The 19,332-nt window shown below is 75.7% G+C and carries 16 protein-coding genes and 1 pseudogene; 12 read left to right on the plus strand and 5 right to left on the minus strand.

The features are described 5' to 3' along the window. Window positions 1–97 precede the first annotated feature (97 nt). Both IE98_RS0110785 and IE98_RS0110790 read left to right on the plus strand, forming a co-directional pair. Window positions 98–1,111, plus strand: a complete 1,014-nt coding sequence (locus IE98_RS0110785; RefSeq protein ID WP_030267821.1) for an SAM-dependent methyltransferase — start codon at window positions 98–100, stop codon at window positions 1,109–1,111. Window positions 1,112–1,113: 2 nt separating this feature from the next. Next, window positions 1,114–2,277, plus strand: a complete 1,164-nt coding sequence (locus tag IE98_RS0110790; RefSeq protein WP_030267822.1) for an NADH-quinone oxidoreductase subunit D — start codon at window positions 1,114–1,116, stop codon at window positions 2,275–2,277. Between the two features lie 20 nt (window positions 2,278–2,297). Here the strand turns inward: IE98_RS0110790 and IE98_RS0110795 are convergent, their stop codons facing one another. Further along, window positions 2,298–3,083, minus strand: a complete 786-nt coding sequence (locus tag IE98_RS0110795) for a hypothetical protein (RefSeq protein WP_030267823.1) — start codon at window positions 3,081–3,083, stop codon at window positions 2,298–2,300. Window positions 3,084–3,404: 321 nt separating this feature from the next. On the opposite strand from IE98_RS0110795, the gene IE98_RS44455 reads away from it, so the two are divergent. The 8 genes from IE98_RS44455 to IE98_RS47835 all read left to right on the plus strand — a co-directional run bounded on the left by IE98_RS44455 (window position 3,405) and on the right by IE98_RS47835 (window position 13,868). Then, window positions 3,405–3,749, plus strand: coding sequence for a WXG100 family type VII secretion target (locus tag IE98_RS44455; protein WP_052390388.1), 345 nt, complete (start codon window positions 3,405–3,407; stop codon window positions 3,747–3,749). A 40-nt stretch (window positions 3,750–3,789) separates the two neighbouring features. Beyond that, the gene (locus tag IE98_RS51905) at window positions 3,790–6,915 is read left to right on the plus strand and encodes a toxin glutamine deamidase domain-containing protein (protein WP_030267825.1); all 3,126 of its coding nucleotides are present in this window, start codon (window positions 3,790–3,792) and stop codon (window positions 6,913–6,915) included. Beyond that, on the plus strand, window positions 6,912–8,207 hold the full coding sequence (locus IE98_RS0110810; RefSeq protein ID WP_030267826.1) for an SUKH-4 family immunity protein: 1,296 nt from the start codon (window positions 6,912–6,914) through the stop codon (window positions 8,205–8,207). The genes IE98_RS51905 and IE98_RS0110810 overlap by 4 nt, the downstream gene beginning before the upstream one ends. Window positions 8,208–8,307: 100 nt before the next feature. Next, a complete protein-coding gene (locus IE98_RS0110815; RefSeq protein WP_030267827.1) occupies window positions 8,308–9,264 on the plus strand; it encodes a Ppx/GppA phosphatase family protein in 957 nt (318 codons plus the stop codon). A 447-nt stretch (window positions 9,265–9,711) separates the two neighbouring features. Continuing rightward, a complete protein-coding gene (locus IE98_RS0110825; protein WP_043173934.1) occupies window positions 9,712–10,539 on the plus strand; it encodes a sugar phosphate isomerase/epimerase family protein in 828 nt (275 codons plus the stop codon). Window positions 10,540–10,567: 28 nt separating this feature from the next. Beyond that, on the plus strand, window positions 10,568–11,335 hold the full coding sequence (locus tag IE98_RS0110830; protein WP_030267829.1) for a class I SAM-dependent methyltransferase: 768 nt from the start codon (window positions 10,568–10,570) through the stop codon (window positions 11,333–11,335). 137 nt (window positions 11,336–11,472) lie between these two features. Beyond that, complete coding sequence (gene ilvD, locus IE98_RS0110835) at window positions 11,473–13,317, plus strand: dihydroxy-acid dehydratase (RefSeq protein ID WP_030267830.1); 1,845 nt, start codon at window positions 11,473–11,475, stop codon at window positions 13,315–13,317. 92 nt (window positions 13,318–13,409) lie between these two features. Continuing rightward, entirely contained in the window at window positions 13,410–13,868 is a 459-nt protein-coding gene (locus IE98_RS47835) for an EamA/RhaT family transporter (protein WP_234443492.1), read from the plus strand. A 132-nt stretch (window positions 13,869–14,000) separates the two neighbouring features. On the opposite strand, the gene IE98_RS0110845 is transcribed toward IE98_RS47835, so the two are convergent. Next, window positions 14,001–15,161 carry a trans-sulfuration enzyme family protein gene (locus tag IE98_RS0110845; protein WP_030267832.1) on the minus strand — a complete coding sequence of 387 codons (1,161 nt, stop codon included), beginning with the start codon at window positions 15,159–15,161 and terminating at the stop codon, window positions 14,001–14,003. A gap of 138 nt (window positions 15,162–15,299) precedes the next feature. On the opposite strand from IE98_RS0110845, the gene IE98_RS0110850 reads away from it, so the two are divergent. After that, the gene (locus IE98_RS0110850) at window positions 15,300–15,779 is read left to right on the plus strand and encodes an Lrp/AsnC family transcriptional regulator (RefSeq protein WP_234443493.1); all 480 of its coding nucleotides are present in this window, start codon (window positions 15,300–15,302) and stop codon (window positions 15,777–15,779) included. A gap of 14 nt (window positions 15,780–15,793) precedes the next feature. Here the strand turns inward: IE98_RS0110850 and IE98_RS0110855 are convergent, their stop codons facing one another. From IE98_RS0110855 to IE98_RS44460, 3 genes and pseudogenes are all read right to left on the minus strand, one after another. Then, window positions 15,794–17,035, minus strand: coding sequence for a hypothetical protein (locus IE98_RS0110855; RefSeq protein WP_159400877.1), 1,242 nt, complete (start codon window positions 17,033–17,035; stop codon window positions 15,794–15,796). Between the two features lie 109 nt (window positions 17,036–17,144). Continuing rightward, window positions 17,145–17,573: pseudogene (locus IE98_RS52545) on the minus strand (helix-turn-helix transcriptional regulator); the annotation flags it as partial. Between the two features lie 171 nt (window positions 17,574–17,744). Continuing rightward, window positions 17,745–18,179 carry a hypothetical protein gene (locus tag IE98_RS44460; RefSeq protein WP_052390389.1) on the minus strand — a complete coding sequence of 145 codons (435 nt, stop codon included), beginning with the start codon at window positions 18,177–18,179 and terminating at the stop codon, window positions 17,745–17,747. Window positions 18,180–18,432: 253 nt separating this feature from the next. On the opposite strand from IE98_RS44460, the gene IE98_RS0110865 reads away from it, so the two are divergent. Continuing rightward, window positions 18,433–19,320, plus strand: coding sequence for a prohibitin family protein (locus IE98_RS0110865; RefSeq protein ID WP_030267836.1), 888 nt, complete (start codon window positions 18,433–18,435; stop codon window positions 19,318–19,320). The last annotated feature ends 12 nt before the right edge of the window (window positions 19,321–19,332 follow it).

Raw genomic sequence — 19,332 nt, forward strand, 5'->3', positions numbered from 1 at the left:
GCACCCCCAGGTCCGCCGCGAGAGCGATCCGCCATCCGCCGCAGGGTGGAGACGGACCCCGCCGGGACACCCCCGCCGACCGGTAGCGTCGACCCACGTGACCTGGAAGCGGTGGCGGCCCGCCATGGAAGAGGCGCTGTACGGCGCGGACGGCTTCTACCGGGGACCGGAGGGGCCGGCCGGGCACTTCCGCACCTCCGTGCACGCCTCGCCGCTGTTCGCCGGAGCGGTCGCCCGGCTGCTCGCCGAGACCGACGAGGCGCTCGGCCGCCCCGAGCGGCTCGACCTGGTCGACGTGGGCGCCGGCCGCGGCGAGCTCCTGACCGGCGTGCTCGCCGCCCTCGACCCGGAGCTCGCCGCCCGGGTCCGCCCGTACGCCGTCGAGCTCGCCGCCCGCCCGGCCGGCCTGCCCCCGTCCGTGCTGTGGACGGACACCCTGCCGACCGGGCTGACCGGACTGCTCTTCGCCAACGAGTGGCTCGACAACGTGCCGCTCGACATCGCCGGACCCGACGAGGACGGCGCGCTGCACTACGTCGAGGTCGGCCCCGACGGCGAGGAACGGCCCGGCGGCCCGCTCGCGGCGGCCGACGCCGCCTGGGCCGCCCGCTGGTGGCCGGACGGCGAGCGGATCGAACTCGGCCGCACCCGCGACGAGGCCTGGGCCGCGGCCGTCGCCGCCCTGGACCGCGGCCTCGCCGTCGCCGTCGACTACGCCCACACCGCCGCCGACCGGCCGCCCTTCGGCACCCTCGCCGGCTTCCGCGGCGGCCGCGAGGTCCGGCCCGTCCCCGACGGCGGCTGCGACGTCACCGCGCACGTCGCCCTGGACTCGGTCGCCTCGGCGGCCGCCCCCGTCGTCCACAGCCTGTGGACGACGCAGCGGGCCGCGCTGCACGCCCTCGGCGTGCACGGCGGACGGCCCCCGCTCGCCCTCGCCTCCACCGACCCGGCCGGCTACCTGCGGGCCCTCGGCGGGGCCGGCGAGGCCGCCGAGCTGACCGACCCCGCCGGGCTGGGCGGCTTCGGCTGGCTGGCCCAGGCCGTCCGCATGCCGGTACCGCGGAGCCTGGAGGGACTCCCCGCACCCGCGGGGTGGCAGACTCTGTAGCCATGAGGGAGACCACGGTCGGCATCGGCGCGGGTGCGCAGCAGCTCACGGGCGAGCTGGGCACCAGCGACATGGTGCTCAACATCGGCCCGCAGCACCCGTCCACGCACGGCGTGCTGCGGCTGAAGCTGGTGCTGGACGGCGAGCGGATCGTCACCGCGGAGCCGGTCATCGGCTACATGCACCGCGGCGCCGAGAAGCTCTTCGAGGCCCGTGACTACCGGCAGATCATCATGCTGGCGAACCGGCACGACTGGCTCTCCGCCTTCTCCAACGAACTCGGCGTCGTCCTCGCCGTCGAGCGGATGCTCGGCATGGAGGTGCCCGAGCGGGCGGTGTGGATCCGCACCCTGCTCGCCGAGCTCAACCGGGTGCTCAACCACCTGATGTTCCTCGGCTCCTACCCGCTGGAGCTGGGCGGCATCACCCCGATCTTCCACGCCTTCCACGGCCGCGAGGAGCTCCAGCACGTCCTGGAGGAGGCCTCCGGCGGGCGCATGCACTACATGTTCAACCGGGTCGGCGGTCTCAAGGAGGACCTCCCGGCCGGCTGGCTCGGCCGCGTCCGGCAGGCCGTCGCCGCCGTGCGCAAGCAGCTCCCGGTGTACGAGGACCTCGTCCTCGGCAACGAGATCTTCCGCGGCCGGACGGCCGGGGTCGGCGTCCTCACCCGCGAGCAGGTCCACGCCTACGGCGTGAGCGGGCCGATCGCCCGGGCCAGCGGGGTCGACTTCGACCTCCGCCGCGACGAGCCCTACCTCGCGTACGGGGAGCTCGCCGACCTGCTGACGGTCGTCGTGCGGGAGGAGGGCGACTGCCTGGCCCGCTTCGAGTGCCTGCTGGAGCAGACCGCCAACTCGCTCGACCTCGCCGAGGCCTGCCTCGACCGGCTCGCCGGGCTCGCCCCGGGCCCGGTCAACCTGCGGCTGCCCAAGGTCCTCAAGGCCCCGGAGGGCACCACCTACGCCTGGACCGAGAACCCGCTCGGCATCAACGGCTACTACCTGGTGTCCCGCGGCGACAAGACGCCGTGGCGGCTCAAGCTCCGCTCCGCCTCGTACAACAACATCCAGGCCCTCACCGAACTGCTGCCGGGCACCCTGGTCGCCGACATGGTGGCCATCCTCGGCTCGATGTTCTTCGTCGTCGGCGACATCGACAAGTAGCAGTGTGCCCGGTCGCAGGGCTAGCTGTCCGCGGGGTGCGGGGCGAGCTTCTTGTGGCCCTCGGTGGCGATCCGCTGCTCGCAGAGGGAGGCCAGGACGGCGTACGCCTCGGGCCCCATCAGTTCGGTGAGCTCGGCGCGGTAGCTGACGTACACCGGGTCCGGGGCGTTGTGCGCCTCCGGGCTGCCGGTGCACCACCAGTGCAGGTCGTGGCCGCCCGGCCCCCACCCGCGGCGGTCGTACTCGCCGATGCTCACCTGCAGGTAGCGGGTGTCGTCGGGCCGGTCGATCCAGTCGTAGGTGCGGCGGACGGGCAGCTGCCAGCAGACGTCCGGCTTGGTCTCCAGGGGCTCGCGGCCCTCCTCCAGCGCCAGGATGTGCAGCGCGCAGCCCGCCCCGCCGGGGAAGTCCGGGCTGTTGCGGAAGAGGCAGGCGCCGTCGATCCGCCGGGTCTGCCGGTCGCCGTCCTCGTCGAGCATGGTGATGCCGCCGTCGAGGCGGATCCGGCCCTTGGCGTCGGTGCCGTGCGGGTGGTTCTCCCACATCTCGGGCGTGAGCCGGGCGGCGTGGCCGGCGACCCGCTGCTCGTCGTCCTCGTCCGAGTAGTGGGCGCCGAGGGTGCAGCAGCCGTCGGAGGCGCCGCGACCCTCCTCGATGCCGTGGCAGCCCCGGCCGAAGATGCAGCCCCAGCTGGAGGTGAGCCAGGTGAGGTCGCAGCGGAACACCTGCTCCTCGTCGGCCGGGTCGGTGAACTCGGCCCAGGCGCGGGCGAAGTCCAGCGGGACCTCGGGACGCACGGTCGGCATCGCGAGGTCGACCACCGTCGAGGCCGGCTTCGTGCCGTTCTTCTTCGGCTTCTTGTGCTGTGCGGTGTCTGCTGCTGCCACGCTGCAAGGGTATGGCCTCGGGTGCCGTTTCCCGGCGGCGCCGGTGCCGCACACCGGCGGCGCACCCGCCCCGCACCCGTCCCGCACGGGCCGGGCACCGGCCGTGCGCACCCGTCCGCCGGGTCGTGAAGGCAGGGTGAAGAGGCTCACCGCGGCACGGGCCGTCCCGCCCGCGGGGCCTAGGATGGCGGGCTGCAGACCGCTGCGTACGGGGACGCGACGCGACGACGGGGGACGGGGATGGCCGACAGGGTTCTGTTGAAGCCTTGGGAACTGCACGGCGAGGGGCGGGAGTTCGAGACGGTTTCGAACGACTTCGCGCGGGCGGCGCTCGACCTGGAGAACGGACTGGCCGCACTCGGCACCCCCTGGGGACGGGACGAGCCGGGCCAGGGGTTCGGCGAGGCGTACGAGGGCGCCCGGGAGGGCGTGCTGGCCGGGCTGCAGGGCCTGGCCGACCGGCTCGGCGGCATCGGGACGGGCCTGCACACCATGGCCGACAACGCGGAGCAGAACGAGCAGGGCAACCGCGACGCCTTCCGGGCGATCGACCCGGGAACCGGCGCGGCGCCCACCGCGCTCTGAGTCGACGGACCGTCAAGCCGCACCACCGAAGGGGGACCACATGCCCAGGAACCTGCCCGAGGAGCTGGCCCCGGTCATGGCCCGGCTCGGCCGCCACTGGCCGGAGGCCGACGAGGACGCGCTGCGCCGCGCGGCCGGCCTGTGGCGCGAGTTCGGTGCCGAGGCCGAACGGCTCGGCCGGCGCGGCGGCTCGGCCGCCGAGCGCGTCACCGGCGAGAACTCCGGCCCGGCCGTCGAGGCGTTCGCCGACCACTGGCGCGGCTTCAGCGGCGGCGGCCGCGGCCACCTCGACGACGCGCACGGCGCCGCCGAGTCGCTGGCCGGGGCCTTCGACAAGGCCGCCGCGGCCGTCGACGACTGCAAGGCGCAGCTGGTCGCCGTCCTCACCGACCTCGCCGAGGAGATCGCGCAGGCCGACAAGGCGGAGGCCGCGGCCGCCGCGCAGGTGAAGGCCGCGCAGGCGGAGGGGGTCTCCGGTCTGGTCGGGCAGGTCGTCGGCACGGTGAAGGGCGTCGCCGCCGAGGCCGGCGAGGCGATCGCGGTCGAGACCGCGAAGATCAAGGTCGGTGCGCTGCTCGCGGAGCTCGGCCGGGAGATGAAGGACCGCCTGCAGGCGGCCCTCAAGGAGCCCGCCGTCACCGCCCTGGAGCGGATGGCGCAGGCCGACGGCGCCGGGAAGCACGGACAGTTCCGCACCCTCAGCGCCGCCCGCTCCGGCGGGGGGATCACCGGCGAACTGCTCGGCACCGCCGTCGGCGGGGCCACCGCGGTCGCCGGTGTCCGCGGGGTCTCCGCCGCGCTCAACCCGGACGGCACGGTCGCCACCGACGCGCAGGGCCGCCCGGTGCTGGTCGGTGCGGACGGCAAGCGGGTGCCCGCCGTGGACGGCGTCAGCGTGCAGGTCGGTGCGGACGGCAAGCCGGTGCTCGGCGACGACGGCAGGCCCGTACTGCTGGACGCCGCGGGCGCCCCGGTGGCCGGCCTCGCGCTCGGCGCCGACGGCAAGCCGCTCACCGACGCCCAGGGCAAGCCGCTGACGGTCGGCGCCGACGGCGCGGTCGGCGACACTGGCCTCTCGCTGGCCGTCGGCAAGGACGGCAGGCCCGTCCTCGACGAGCACGGCCGCCCGGTCATGGTGGACGCGGAGGGCAACCCGGCCGCCGGCCTCGCGGTCGGCAAGGACGGCAAGCTGCTCACCGACCCGGACGGCAGGCCGCTGGTCGCCGGGGTGGGCCGGGACGGCCGCCCGCTGGTGGACGCGGCCGTCGGCCCCGACGGCGTCAGGCTCGGCGCGGACGGCCTCCCGGTGGCCGCCGCCGACCTCGGCACCGGACCGGGCCGGCACGGCGCCCCCGGCACCACCGGTGACCCCGACGGCCTCGGCGGCCTCGGCGGCCTCGGCGACCGGTCGGCCGACGGCCCGGCGGGAACGACGAGGAGCGGCCCCGGCCGGACCGCACCGGTCCTGGACGTGGACCTGCAGGCCGCCCCCGCCGCGGGCGTCCAGGTGACCGCCGCCCCGCAGCAGGCCGTCCAGACCCCGCTCGCCGACGGCGGCGGCCACCGTGCCGCGTCCGGCGGCGGCGGCCCGTCCGGCGGATGGGCCGGCCCCTCCGGAGGCCACCAGGCACCGGCGGCGCCGGCCTACGAGCCGGACGGCTACGACCTGCCGCCCGCCGGGCCGCGGCCCGGCCCGATCTCGGTGCACACCGACTCGGTGGCGGTCGCCCCGCCGTCCCCGCAGACCTACGGGCCGCCCGCCGAGGTGCCGACCGGCGGCCGGCACGGCGGCGACTTCGCCGTCCCCGCCGCGCCGGCCAGCCCCGCGGCCGGCTCCGGTTTCCCGCTCGGCCCGGTCGGCGGCGGCCCCGCCGCCGGGGCGGGTCCGGTCGCGAGCACGCCGGCGCCGCCGGTCGCCGGCCCGGTGGGCGGTGCGGCGGGCGGTGCGGCCGCAGCCCCCGGCGCCGCCGGCACTCCGGCCGCCGGCGCCCCCGGTGCGGGCGCACCCGGTGCCCCCGGCACGGCGGCCCCCGGTGCCGCAGGACCCGGTGCGGCGGGGCAGCCCGGCGCGCAGGGCGGCTCGTCCGGTGTGGTCGGCGCGGTCGTCGGCACGCCCGGCGCGGTGCCGCGCACCCCGGCCGGCGGGCCCGCCGCCGGCGCCCCGGGCACCGGGACTCCCGGTGCGGGCGGCACGGCCCCGCTGCCGTTCCGGCCCGGCGAGAGCGGCGACCTCCGCCGCCGTCCCGAGCTCCTCGGCCTGGAGCAGCACACCGGTCCGACCGTCGTCCCGGTGCTGCACCCCGGGCAGGTCGCCGCCGCCTACCTGGCCGCCCGCGCCGGGCGGTCCGGGCAGGAGGCGCCCGCCGTCCCCGTTCCCGTCCGCGGCATCGCCGACGGCCGCCCCTACGGCCTGCCCGGCGGGCTCGGCCCGGTCGACCCGGCGCACCAGGCCGAGGTCGAGCGGCTGGTGCCGCGCCGCCCCGACGGCACGCCCGAGCTGCACCCCGACCCGGCCGGCGGCTGGACGGAGGCGCTCAACGGCGGCGGCCCGCGCGAGCCCGGCCGCGCCAACAACACCGTCGACGTCGCGCTCTCCTCGGTCGACACCTTCTCCGGCCTGCCGGTCTGCTCCGCCCCCCGGCTGCCCGACGGCCCGGCCGGCGAGTACGGCGGCCGCGACCGCGCGGAGCGCGAACTCGGCCGGGAGTTCCACGACACCGGCGCCGGCGAGGGCGCCCTCGCCCGGGTCGCCGAGACGCTGCTGCGCTCGGGCCCCGGCGCGCAGGCGGTGCTGCTCACCCTGGACGGGTTCCGGCGTCCGCACGTCTGGAACGTGGTCAACCACGGCGAGCGGCTCACCTGGCTGGACCACCAGACCGGCCGCAGCGGCCGCGAGCCGCTGTACGACGCCGAGCACGGCCTCTGGGCGATCGCCCTGGACGCCGAGTGCCGGCCGCTGGACATCGTGCCGCCGGCCGCCGTGAAGGCGGACGCCGGAGCCGCGACGGCAGAGGACCCCGCCGGGCCCGGGGCGGCGCCCGTCGCCGCGGCCCCCGCGGAGCCCGCCCCGGAACCGGCCGCCGAACCCGCCCGCCCCGCCGAGCCCGCCCCGCCGCGGTCCCGGCTCCATATCCACCGCACCGCCGCCGGGAGCGCCCGCCGATGACCACCCGCGAGCAGGCCCTGGAGGCCGCCCACCGCTGGATCAACGGCGCGCTCCCCGCGGAGGGCGCCCGCCCGGTGCACAGCCACGAGTTCGAGCACGGCTGGGTGGTGTGGCCCGAACCGGCGCCCGTCCACGTCAACCCGTTCACGGCCGTCCGGCGCGCCCCGGAGGAGATCGGCGCCGCCTGCGCGGTCGTCGACCGGCTCACCGGCGCGCTCACCGTCTGGCCCTCCGTGCCGGTGCCGGACGTCGTCCGGATGTACCGGGACTTCCTCGGCGCCGGCGACTACGACCCGGCGCTGCCGCCCGCCACCGGTCCCGGCGCCCGGGCCGCGCTCCGCTACCGGGACGCCCTCGGCGAGGTGCAGACCCTCGTGGTGCACTCCGCCACCGGCCTGCCGCACCCGGCGCTGCGCGCCGCCGAACGCCTCCGCGAGCAGGGCGTCCCCGCCGAGGACGTCCTCGGCCTGCACACCGACCTGCGGCTCGCCGCGCTGCCCGGCGGCTACGCCGGGCACGCCCTGGCCGCCGCCCTGCCGCACGTCCGGCCCACCCACGACCTGGCGTACGGGCCCTGGTTCGACGGGCGAGCAGAGGCCGTCCGGGCGGTGCCGCCGCAGGAGGGCGTGCGGCCCAACCGGGTGCCGTTCCCGCGTTCCGTGCCGCCGGCCCAGCCGGAGGGCGGCCGGGCGCTGGCGGAGCGCCTCGCGGCCCGGTTCGGACCGCAGGGCGTCCGCCGGTTCGACGCCGGGGCGGTCGAGCACGCCGACCTGCCGGAGGCGGTCGCCCGGCCGCTGCTGGAGGTCGGCCTGCCCGTCGCGGTCGAGGGCTTCTTCGCCCTGCACCACCCGGAGCAGGACGGCGTCCACGACGGCAGCGCCACCGACGCGGTGCTGCCCGACGCCGCCGCCCGCCTCGCCGCCCGCCTCGCCGCCCTCGGCGGAGGCACCCGGGCCACCGCCGACGCCCGGCAGGCACTGCTCGGGCAGGTGGTGCTGGGCACCGACGGCTGGGCGCTGATCACCGTCGACACCCTGCAGGGCCGCGTCCGGGCGGTCGACCCGCACACCGCCGCCGCCCGCTGGTGCAACGCCGACGTGACCGCCTTCGCCCGCTGCCTGGCGCTGCTCGCCGAACGCCTCCCGGCGCTGCGCGGCCTGCACCCCTACGCCGCCGGCCCCGCCGTCGCCGAGCTGCAGTGGGCCCTGGCCGCCGTCGACCGCACGGTGTTCACCGACCCGGAGAACTGGTGGGCGGTGATCGTCGAGCAGCTCTGGCACGGGCTGCTGTGACCGCACCCGGCCGGTGACGGAGGCCTCCGCCGGCGGCCTCGGAGACCGGCACGGGGGATCCCGGCAGGTGGGCGGCCGGCATCGCGTAGCGTGTTCCGCTATGCGACTCGGTGTTCTCGACGTGGGTTCCAACACCGTCCACTTCCTCGTGGTGGACGCGCACCCCGGTGCTGCCCCCCTCCCGGCTTACTCGCACAAGGCCGAACTCCGGTTGGCCGAGCTGCTCGACGAGGACGGCGCGATCACCCCGATCGGCGTCGACCGACTGGTCTCGATGGTGGCGTCCTCGATCGCCGTCGCCGAGGACAAGGGCGTCGTCGAGATACTGCCGTTCGCCACCTCGGCCGTCCGCGAGGCCGCCAACGGCGAGGCCGTGCTGCGGCGCGTCACCGACGAGACCGGCATCGAGCTGCGGGTGCTCTCCGGCCAGGACGAGGCCCGGCTGACCTTCCTGGCCGTCCGCCGCTGGTTCGGCTGGTCCTCCGGCCGGCTGCTCAACCTCGACATCGGCGGCGGCTCCCTGGAGATCGCCTGCGGCCTCGACGAGCAGCCCGACATCGCGGCCTCGCTGCCGCTCGGCGCCGGCCGGCTCACCGCCCGGCTGCCCGGCGACGTCGCCGACCCGGCGGACGTCCGCGAGCTGCGCCGCCACATCCGCGCCGAGATCGCGAACGTGGTCGGCGAGTTCACCAGACAGAACGCCCCCGACCACGCCGTCGCGACCTCCAAGACCTTCAAGCAACTGGCCCGGATGGCCGGTGCCGCCCCCACCGACGCCGGTCCGCGGGTGCCCCGGCGGCTCACCCGCAGCGGCCTCTCCGCCTGGCTGCCGCGGCTCGCCACCATGACCGTCGCCGAGCGGGCCCGCATCCCCGGCGTCTCCGAGGGCCGCGCCCGGCAGCTGCTCGCCGGGGCGCTCGTCGCCGACGCGGCGATGGACCTCTTCGGCCTCGACGAACTGGACATCTGCCCCTGGGCGCTGCGCGAGGGCATCATCCTGCGCCGCCTCGATGCCCTCGACACCCCGGCCGACCGGAGGCCCGCACTCACCCCCTGACGGCCCGCCGCGGGCCGCCCGCCGGGTGAGACGTGGCCCACGCTTCCTCCAGCTCTGCCCCATTCGTCCTCGCCGCCGCATACCCTGTGTCCCGTGGCGGAAGCACCGGACGACGACGCATCGCCGGCCGGCCGCGCGGCCGAGGACGGCGCGCGGCGGGCCTCCGGGCCGCGCCGGGCCGCGGCCGGCACCCCGCCGCGGCGCCCCAGCGACGACCGGGCGGGCACGCTCGGCGAGCGGGCCGCCGCAGCCTCCCGCACCGCCAAGGGCGCCGCCTCGCGGACGGCCAAGGGCGCCGCGACCCGCACCGCCCGCTCCGCGAAGTCCGTGCAGACCGCCACCGCGGCCCGCACCGCCGCCGTCGCCAAGGTGGCCCGCGCGGTCAAGGAGGCCCGCCGCAAGGAGCCGCAGCGCGCGCCCCTGCTGCGCACCACCGACCGGCTGGTGCTGCCGCCGCACCCCGCGGTGCACGTCCCGGACACCAAGGTCGCGCTCTCCACCGCCTCGGTGTACCCGTCGACCACCGAGACCGCCTTCGAACTCGCCGCCCGGCTCGGCTACGACGGCGTCGAGGTCATGGTCTGGAACGACCCGGTCAGCCAGGACGTCGAGGCGCTGCGCCGGCTCTCCGACGCCCACGCGATGCCGATCCTCGCCGTGCACGCCCCCTGCCTGCTGATCACCCAGCGGGTGTGGACCACCGACCCGTGGACCAAGCTGGTCCGCGCCCGCGCCGCCGCCGAGCGGCTCGGCGCGGACACCGTCGTTGTCCACCCGCCGTTCCGCTGGCAGCGGCAGTACGCCCGGGAGTTCGTCGCCGGGATCGGCCGGATGGCCGGCGAGACGGACGTCCGCTTCGCGGTGGAGAACATGTACCCGTGGCGGTACAAGGACCGCGAGATGCTGGCCTACGCGCCGGGCTGGGACGTCACCGAGGAGGACTACCGGCACTTCACCGTCGACCTCTCGCACGCGGCGACCTCCCGGATCGACGCCCTGGAGATGGCCGACCGGATGGGGGACCGGCTCGCCCACATCCACCTCGCCGACGGCTCGGGCTCCGGCAAGGACGAGCACCTCATCCCGGGCCGCGGCAAGCAGCCCTGCGCGGCGCTGCTGGAGCGGCTGGCCCGCAGCGGCTTCGACGGGCACGTGGTGCTGGAGGTCAACACCCGGCGCTCCGCCTCCGCCGCAGAGCGGGAGGCCGACCTCGCCGAGGCGCTCGCCTTCACCCGGCTGCACCTCGCCACCCCCGCCCGGGCGCGCCGGGGTTAGCCTGTCCCGGTACCGAGGGAGGCAGGACATGACAGACCTTCAGCAGCAGGCCCACGCACTCTCGTTCGGGCCGGTCGCGGCGCAGTACGACGCGGCGCGGCCCACCTACCCGGCCGAGCTCTTCGACGAGCTGGAGCGCCTCACCGGGCGCCCGCTCGCCGGGGCCGACGTGGTCGACGTCGGCGCCGGGACGGGCATCGCCACCCGGCTGCTCGCCGCCCGCGGCGCCCGGGTGCTCGCCGTGGAGCCCAGCGGCGGCATGGCGGCCCGGCTGCGGGCGGTGTCGCCGGAGATCCCGGTGGCGAAGGGCGTCGGCGACGACCTGCCCTGCCACGACGACTCCGCCGACCTGGTCACCTACGCCCAGGCCTTCCACTGGACGGACCCGGAGCGCTCGGTGCCCGAGGCCGTGCGGGTGCTGCGCCCCGGCGGCGCGCTCGCGCTCTGGTGGAACGTCAAGGACGAGACCGAGGGCTGGATCGCCGACCAGCAGCAGCGGCTCGGCCGGGCGCTGTCCTCGTACCACGCCTACCGCTCCACGCCGCAGGACCTCGCCGGACCGCTGGCCGCCCACGGCCTGCGGGTGGAGACCGCCCGGCTGCACTGGGCCCGGCGGGTGACGGTGGAGAGCCACCTGGCCGACCTGGAGTCGCGCTCCTACGTCGCGGTGCTGCCGGCCGAGCAGCGGGCGCCGGTGCTGGCCGCCGAACGGGACACCCTGCTGGCCGCCCACCCCGACGGCGTGCTGAACGAGCCGTACGTGCTCGACCTCTTCGTGGCCCGGACGGCGGCCTGACCCGTGGACGCGCTGACCGCATCGCGGACAGCGCGTCCACCGCCCGGACCGGGGGGCGTAACCTCGGTAGGACAGCGGTCCTGCACCCTCTTCCACCAGCGCAGCGGCCGCCCGCAGGCCCCGAAGGAGTGGAGCGCATGCCCGAGCTGAGGTCCCGTACCGTCACCCACGGCCGCAACATGGCGGGCGCCCGCGCCCTTCTCCGGGCCGCCGGCGTAGCCCGGGAGGACTTCGGCAAGCCGATCATCGCGGTCGCCAACTCCTTCACCGAGTTCGTGCCGGGCCACACCCACCTGCAGCCGGTCGGCCGGATCGTCTCCGAGGCGATCAAGGAGGCCGGCGGCATCCCGCGCGAGTTCAACACCATCGCCGTCGACGACGGCATCGCGATGGGCCACGGCGGCATGCTCTACTCGCTGCCCTCGCGCGACCTGATCGCCGACTCGGTCGAGTACATGGTCAACGCGCACTGCGCGGACGCCCTGATCTGCATCTCCAACTGCGACAAGATCACCCCCGGCATGCTGATGGCCGCGCTGCGCCTCGACATCCCGACGGTCTTCGTCTCCGGCGGCCCGATGGAGGCCGGCAAGGCCACCCTGGTCGACGGCACCGTCCGCAAGCTGGACCTGGTCGACGCGATCTCCCAGGCGGTCAACGAGAACGTCTCCGACGAGGACATCGCGATCATCGAGGAGAACGCCTGTCCGACCTGCGGGTCGTGCTCGGGCATGTTCACCGCCAACTCGATGAACTGCCTCACCGAGGCGATCGGCCTCTCGCTTCCCGGCAACGGCTCCGTGCTGGCCACCCACACCGCCCGCCGCGACCTCTACGAGCGGGCCGGCCGGACGGTCGTCGAGATCACGAAGCGGCACTACCACCAGGACGACGAGTCCGTGCTGCCGCGCAACATCGCCACCCGGGCCGCGTTCGAGAACGCCATGGCCCTGGACATCGCGATGGGCGGCTCCACCAACACGATCCTGCACCTGCTGGCCGCCGCCCAGGAGGCCGAGCTCGACTTCGACATGCGGGCCATCGACGCGATCTCCCGCAAGGTGCCCTGCCTCTCCAAGGTCGCGCCGAACGGCTCGTACTACATGGAGGACGTGCACCGGGCCGGCGGCATCCCCGCCATCCTGGGCGAGCTGTACCGCGGCGGCCTGCTCAACGAGGACGTGCACACCGTGCACTCCGACTCGCTCGCCGAGTGGCTGAAGACCTGGGACGTCCGCGGCGGCTCGCCCTCCGCCGAGGCCGTCGAGCTGTGGCACGCCGCCCCCGGCTGCAAGCGCACCTCCGAGGCCTTCGCGCAGTCCGAGCGCTGGGAGTCCCTGGACACCGACGCCGCCGGGGGCTGCATCCGCAGCGTCGAGCACGCCTACTCCGTCGAGGGCGGCCTCGCCGTGCTGTACGGCAACCTCGCCGAGGACGGCTGCATCGTGAAGACGGCCGGCGTCGACGAGTCGATCTGGACCTTCAGCGGCCCGGCCGTCGTCGTCGAGTCGCAGGAGGACGCCGTCGAGGCGATCCTCGCCAAGCGGATCAAGGAGGGCGACGTCGTCGTCATCCGCTACGAGGGCCCCAAGGGCGGCCCCGGCATGCAGGAGATGCTCTACCCGACCTCCTTCCTCAAGGGCCGCGGCCTCGGCAAGGCCTGCGCACTGATCACCGACGGCCGCTTCTCCGGCGGCACCTCCGGCCTGTCGATCGGCCACGCCTCCCCGGAGGCCGCGTCCGGCGGCACCATCGCCCTGGTCGAGGACGGCGACATCATCGCCATCGACATCCCCGGCCGGAAGATCAACCTGGAGGTCTCCTTCGAGGAGCTCCACGAGCGCCGGCTCACGCTGGAGGCCGAGGGCGGCTACCGGCCGAAGAACCGTCAGCGCCAGGTCAGCCAGGCCCTGAAGGCGTACGCGGCGATGGCCACCTCCGCCGACAAGGGCGCCGTCCGCGACATCAGCAAGCTGGGCTGAGGCCGCACCGACGGACCGGAAGGGCGTCGTACCCCGCGGGGTGCGGCGCCCTTCCGCCGTCCGGCGCCCCCGGCCGGGCGACAATGGGTGCCGTGAACCAGCGCACCCCGGGCAGGAAGCCCGCCGCAGGCCCCGAACCCGAGCCGATCCGGTTCTTCGGCACCACCTGGGTCGACCACGGCCGCGGCTACTGGCTCCGCCGGGTGGCGGTCTCGCTCGGCGCCCTGATCTGCACGGCCGCCGCCGCCCTGGTGCTGCGGTTCGCCGTGGCGGGGGTGGCGCTCTCGGACGCCGGCCGCTTCGTCGACGTGCTGCTGGTCGGGGCCGTCGCGATCTGCTCCTGCCTCGCGGCGATCCGCACCTGGAAGACCCTCACCGAGGGCCGCCACAGCCTCGACGGCTGGATGGCCGAGGACCGCTCGCTGGGCGCCGTCTGGCTCATCGGCGGAGCCGGCGCCCTCGCCGCCTACTTCTTCCGCAGCCTGGTCGAGGCCCCGGGGGAGGCGGTCCACCGCGCCGCCTACGAGAAGGCCCGCCGCGGGCGCCGCTGAAGCGCGGCATTGGCAGGGGCGCGTGGGAAGGTGGGGTTCGGATGCGGGTCGTCGTACGGATCACGGCCTGGCCGATGCCGCTACGACGCCCGTTCCCGGACTGCGCAGTTCCCCGCGCCCCTACGGGTGTCCCTACTTGCCGAAGGCGCGGGCGAGGTCGTCGAAGAGGTCCTCGGGCTCTTCCAGGCCGACCGAGAGGCGGAGCAGGGAGGGGTGCGGACGGGCCTCGGGGGCGACCGGGCGGTGGGTCAGCGAGGCGGGGTGCTGGATCAGGGTGTCGACGCCGCCGAGCGAGACCGCGTGGGTGATCAGGTCGCAGCCGGCCGCGGCGCGGGCCGCCGCCTCGTACCCGCCGCGCAGCGAGAAGGCGAGCACCGAGCCGGCGCCGGCCATCTGACGGCCGATCAGGCCCTGCGGGTCGCACTCCGGCAGGCCCGGGTAGTAGACCTGCTCGACCTCGGGGCGGGCGGCCAGCCAGGCCGCCACCTTGGCGGCGTTCGCCGCCTGGTGCCGCACCCGCAGCGGCAGCGTCTGCAGGCCCCGGTGGAGCAGGTAGGCGGCGAGCGGGTGCAGGATGCCGCCGGTCACCGCGCGGACCCGGCGCAGCCGGGCCGCCCACTCGGCGTCGGTGGCGACCGCACCGGCCAGGACGTCCCCGTGGCCGCCGAGGTACTTGGTGGCGCTGTGCAGGACGAGGGTGGCGCCGTGGTGCACCGGCTGCTGCAGGACGGGCGTGGCGAAGGTGTTGTCGACCAGCAGCGGCACGTCCCCGCACTGCGCGGCGACGGCGGACAGGTCGACCAGGTCCAGGGTGGGGTTGGCGGGGGTCTCGACGATCACCAGGCCGGTGTCCGGGCGGATCGCCGCGGCGACCTCGCCGACGGTCGCCCAGGTCACCTCGGTGCCGAGCAGCCCGGTGGCCAGTACGTGGTCGGTGCCGCCGTACAGCGGGCGGACGGCGACGACGTGCCCCTTGCCCTCGGCGCGGGCGGCCAGCAGGCAGGCGGCGAGCGCGGCCATGCCGGAGGCGAAGGCGACCGCCTGCTCGCAGTCCTCGAGTTCGGCGAGGGCCTGCTCGAAGCGGGCGGTGGTCGGGTTCCACAGCCGCTGGTAGACGGCGCTGCCGCCCTCGGGGAGCAGCCCGCCGGTGGCCAGCGCCTCGTAGCTGTCGCCGCCGGTCTCCACGTCGGGGAGGGGGTTGGTGGTGGAGAGGTCGATCGGCGGGACGTGGGTCCCGAGGCCGCGCAGGTCGGTTCTGCCGGCGTGGACGGCCCGGGTGTCGGCGTGGGGCATGGGTGGCCTCCTCGGCGGGGTGGGGGGGTGGCCCCATGGTGAAGAGTCCACGGGTCCACGGCCACAGTTCGGCAGAAGATTCGAATACCCGCCGGTAGGTCTTGCGGATGTTCGAGCCGCCGGACGATCGTGGGCCCCGTGCCGAAGAATCCGCAGCGCGACCTCGCCCCCGTCGACCGGGCCATCCTGCGGCTGCTGGTCGCCGACGCCCGGATGCCCAACAGCGCGATCGCGGAGGCGGTGGGCATCGCCCCGTCGACCTGCCTGGGCCGGATCCGGGCGCTGCGGGAGCGCGGGGTGATCCGCGGCTTCCACGCCGAGGTGGAGCCGGCCGCCGTCGGCCTCGGCATCCAGGCGATGATCGCCGTGCGGCTGCACGCGCACACCAAGGAGCAGATCGGCAGCTTCGCCGGCGGCATACCCCGGCTGCCGGGAGTGGTGGCCGCGTACCACCTGTCCGGCGCCGACGACTACCTGCTGCACGTCGCGGTCGCGGACACCGACGCGCTGCGCGACTTCGTGCTGGAGCACCTGACGGCGCACCCGGCGGTGCAGCACACCGAGACCAGCCTGATCTTCGGGCACGTCCGGGGGGCCGCCGGGGTGGCCGGCGACTGACCCCGGACGGTCCGTCAGCTCCGTGACAGGGTGTCGCAGCCCTCGCGGTCGTCCAGCTTCTGGTTCGGGTCGTAGGGGTCGACGGTCTTTCCGGTGCGCGGCTCGTCGGTGCCGAGGCCGAAGTCGACGCTGAAGTCCGTCTCCAGGTAGCCGCTGCCCGTGGTGCAGACGTTGTTGCCCAGGTAGGCGTACCACTTGTCCAGGAACAGCTTGCCGCGCTGCACCTTGTACCGGGCGGGGTCGTAGAACCGGAAGTCCTGCTGGCGCCGGACGATCTCGCGCTCCACCCGCGGGGCGGCGTCGGCCGTCAGGGCCACCGGTTTGGCCGTGCCGCCGCCGTTGCCGCCGCCACCGGTGCTCTGCCCGGGCCGCGGCACGCCGGCGTCCGGGCCGGGCCGCAGGGCGTACACGAAGATGTAGTCGGTGTGCACCAGCAGGCCGCGGTCGCCGTCGCCCTCGAAGGTCATGGTGCCCCGGGCCTTCACCACGTCGGTGACCGGCACCGCCCGGCGCGGGTCGAAGCGGCTCAGCCAGGTGGTGGCGTCCGCGTCCGCGGTGGGGTGGGCGAGCGCCTTCTCCAGGTCGGCGCGCGAGGTGCGGTCCATCATGGCGAGGGCCGCGGCCGGGGTCTCGCCGTGCAGGGTCTTCGGGTCGAGGTTGGTGAGGACGAGGTACTGCCGGACGCTGTCGAGCATGTCGGCCACCTCCTCCTTGTCGAACACGCCCTGGCCCTTCGCCTCCGGCAGGACCAGCGCGTCCGCCCCGGCCTTCCAGGCGTCGGCGGGCGAACCGGCCCAGGGGTGCTCGACGGTCGGGGTGCCCGGCTCGGCGGTCGGCGGCGCGGTCGTCGCCGGGGCGGGCGCCGGGGCGGTCGCCGGTCCCGTCGCGGGCAGCGCCGAGGACTCCTGGCCGCGGTGGTACCAGCCGTTCAGCCGGTCCACGTTGAGCGCGGCCAGGGTGACGGCGGCGGCGAGCACCACGAACAGCGGGGTCTGCCAGTTGCGCCTGCGGCGCCGGCCCCACGGGTCGACCGGCTTCGGCCGCCGCCCGAAGCGCCGGCGGGCCGGCGCGGGAGCGGGATCGGCGGAGGCCCGCCACGGTTCGGGCTGCGGCGGCTGCTGCTTCCACTTCGCGGCGAGCATCCGGGCACGCCCGGACTGCTCCTTCACCGCGGCGGAGCGCACGAAGTCCTCGTCGAGGACGACGCCCTCGAACGGGTCGTCGGGGCGCGGTGCGGGGTCGTCGGCTATCGGCACGCCGGACAGTATGCAGACGGCCGCCGACACGCCCGACGGCGGGGCGCCCCCACTCCGCGCCGGGGAGCCGGCCGCGCTGAACCGCCCGGACGCCGAACTCGAAGCGGCTGCGCGCGCCCAGGCGTTCCATCAGGTCGGTGGCCGACCGGCGGGCCGTCCGCGGGGAGACGCCGATCCGCTCGGCGATCGCCTCGTCGGTGAGGCCCTGGGCCGGCAGCCGGACGACGGTCGCCTCCCGGGGGGTCAGGCCGGAGGTGTCCCCGCGGCGGGGTGCCTCGCCCGGCGCCTGTGCGGAGGTCCAGGTGTTCTCGAACAGCGCGCAGAGCGCCGTCAGCGTGCCGGCGCCGGTGGTCAGCACCGCGGCGGCGGCCGCGTCCGTGCTGCTGACCGGGACGACGGCGGTCGCCCGGTCGAAGATCATCAGTCGGACGGGCAGCTCCGGCGTGGTGCGCACCTCGCCGCCGAGCTCGGTCGGCCAGGTCGCGCAGGCCACCGTGGGCCGGCTGTTGCGCACGCTGTCCAGGAACAGCGACCGCATCCGCACCCCGCGGTCCAGCAGGCGCCGGTCGTTCGCCTCGGACGCCTCCAGCGTCTCGCCCCCGGTGGCCGCCACCGGGGGCGAAGGCCATCAGGTCGGTCTCCGCGGAGACCACGGCCTGGGAGTGAACCCGGCCCGGGCCGCGCCGGCGGTCCCGGCGGGTGCACGCCGTCAGCCGCGCCGGCGGGCCTGCTTGACCGAGCCGACCACGCCCGCGACCGCCAGCAGCAGCCCGGCCGGCAGCAGCGAGGTGAACAGGGCGGCGAACAGCCCCGAACTGCCGAGCAGGGTCATCGCGAGGGTGTTCAGCACCCACAGCGCGCCGGCCGCCGGCAGCGCCGACTGCCAGGGGTGCTCGTCGGCCCAGCGCTGGAGCCGCCGGTCGCCGGTGTCCCGGCGCAGCCGCCCGCCGACCGTGCCGACGAGGAAGAAGAAGAACAGACCGAGGCCGACCGGGCCGGCCAGGATGTCCATGGACCAGTTCCCGGTGACGATGTCCACCCCGAGGGCGGCGCCGCCGACCACCGTGCCGACGGCCGCGGCCGTCCGCCACGGGCCGAGAGTCGCCGCGGCGACGGCGACCTGACGGCTCTCACTTCGCGACAAATCTCCGTTTCCCATACCTCCACCGTGCTCCCGGGGGTCCCTGGAAATCCATAGGGGTGATCCCCGAGTTTCCCCCGAGGACGGGCCCGCCCGGCCCGCGCCGGACGTGCGGGAGGGGCGCCGTCCGTGAGCGGGTGCTGACGCACCGTCGGCGGTCTCCGGCAACCATATGAACATCATTTGAATACGGTCTCCCGGAGGGGTCCGGCTCCCTATGCTGCGGCCGTCCCGTCCGTCCACCGAGAGACCCCAGATGCTGATCACCGCCGTCCTGCTCCTCCTCGTCGGCGCCGTCCTGCTCGTCCTGCGGTGGCGCAAGGCCACCGACTCCGGCGCGGCCACGGCCGCCGGCCTGGTGTCCGTGGGCCTCGGCCTGCTGGCGGGCCTCGCCACCGTCGTCCACGTGGTCGCGCCCTACGAGGTGGGCGTGCCCACCACCCTGGGCAAGGTCGGCGGCACCTGGCAGCCGGGCCTGCACCTGAAGTCGCCGCTGACCGACGTCTCGACCTTCTCGACCCGGCCGGTCGACCTCGACCTCACCGGCAAGGACACCGTCGAGGTCCGCTCCTCCGAGGGCGGCGTGCTCTACGCCGACATCACCGTGAAGTGGTCGGTCGACCCGAAGCACACCCAGAGCCTGTTCAAGCTGGCTGGCGACACCGACGCCGTCCAGAAGCGCCTGGTCTACCCGGACAGCCGCGAGATCGTCCGCAACGTCTTCGCCAAGCACACCGGCGTCGAGGGCTACAGCTCCGAGCGGGAGGCGATCAGCGCCGAGATCGAGCGGCTCGTGACCGCCCGGCTGGCGCCGCGCGGCATCCTGGTCAACGGCGTCAACCTGCGCAACGTGAAGCCCAGCGACAGCCTCCAGCACGCGATCGACCAGAAGATCCAGCAGGACCAGGCCACCGCCCAGGCCGAGGCCGCCGTCCGCACCGCCAAGGCCGAGGCCGAGAAGCGGAAGATCGAGTCGGAGAGCACCGCCGCGGCCAACACCGCCATCGCCAACTCGCTCACCGACAAGATCCTGATGAGCCAGTGCATCGAGGCCTTCAAGGCCGCCGCCGAGAAGAACCCGGTCTACGCCAGCCCCTGCGGGACCGGCGGCTCGCCGGTCATCGTCGACGGCACCAAGCGCTGACGCCCGGGTGCC

Origin of the sequence: Streptomyces sp. NRRL B-24484 (assembly GCF_000717715.1) — a bacterium.
Taxonomy (GTDB): Bacteria; Actinomycetota; Actinomycetes; order Streptomycetales; family Streptomycetaceae; genus Kitasatospora.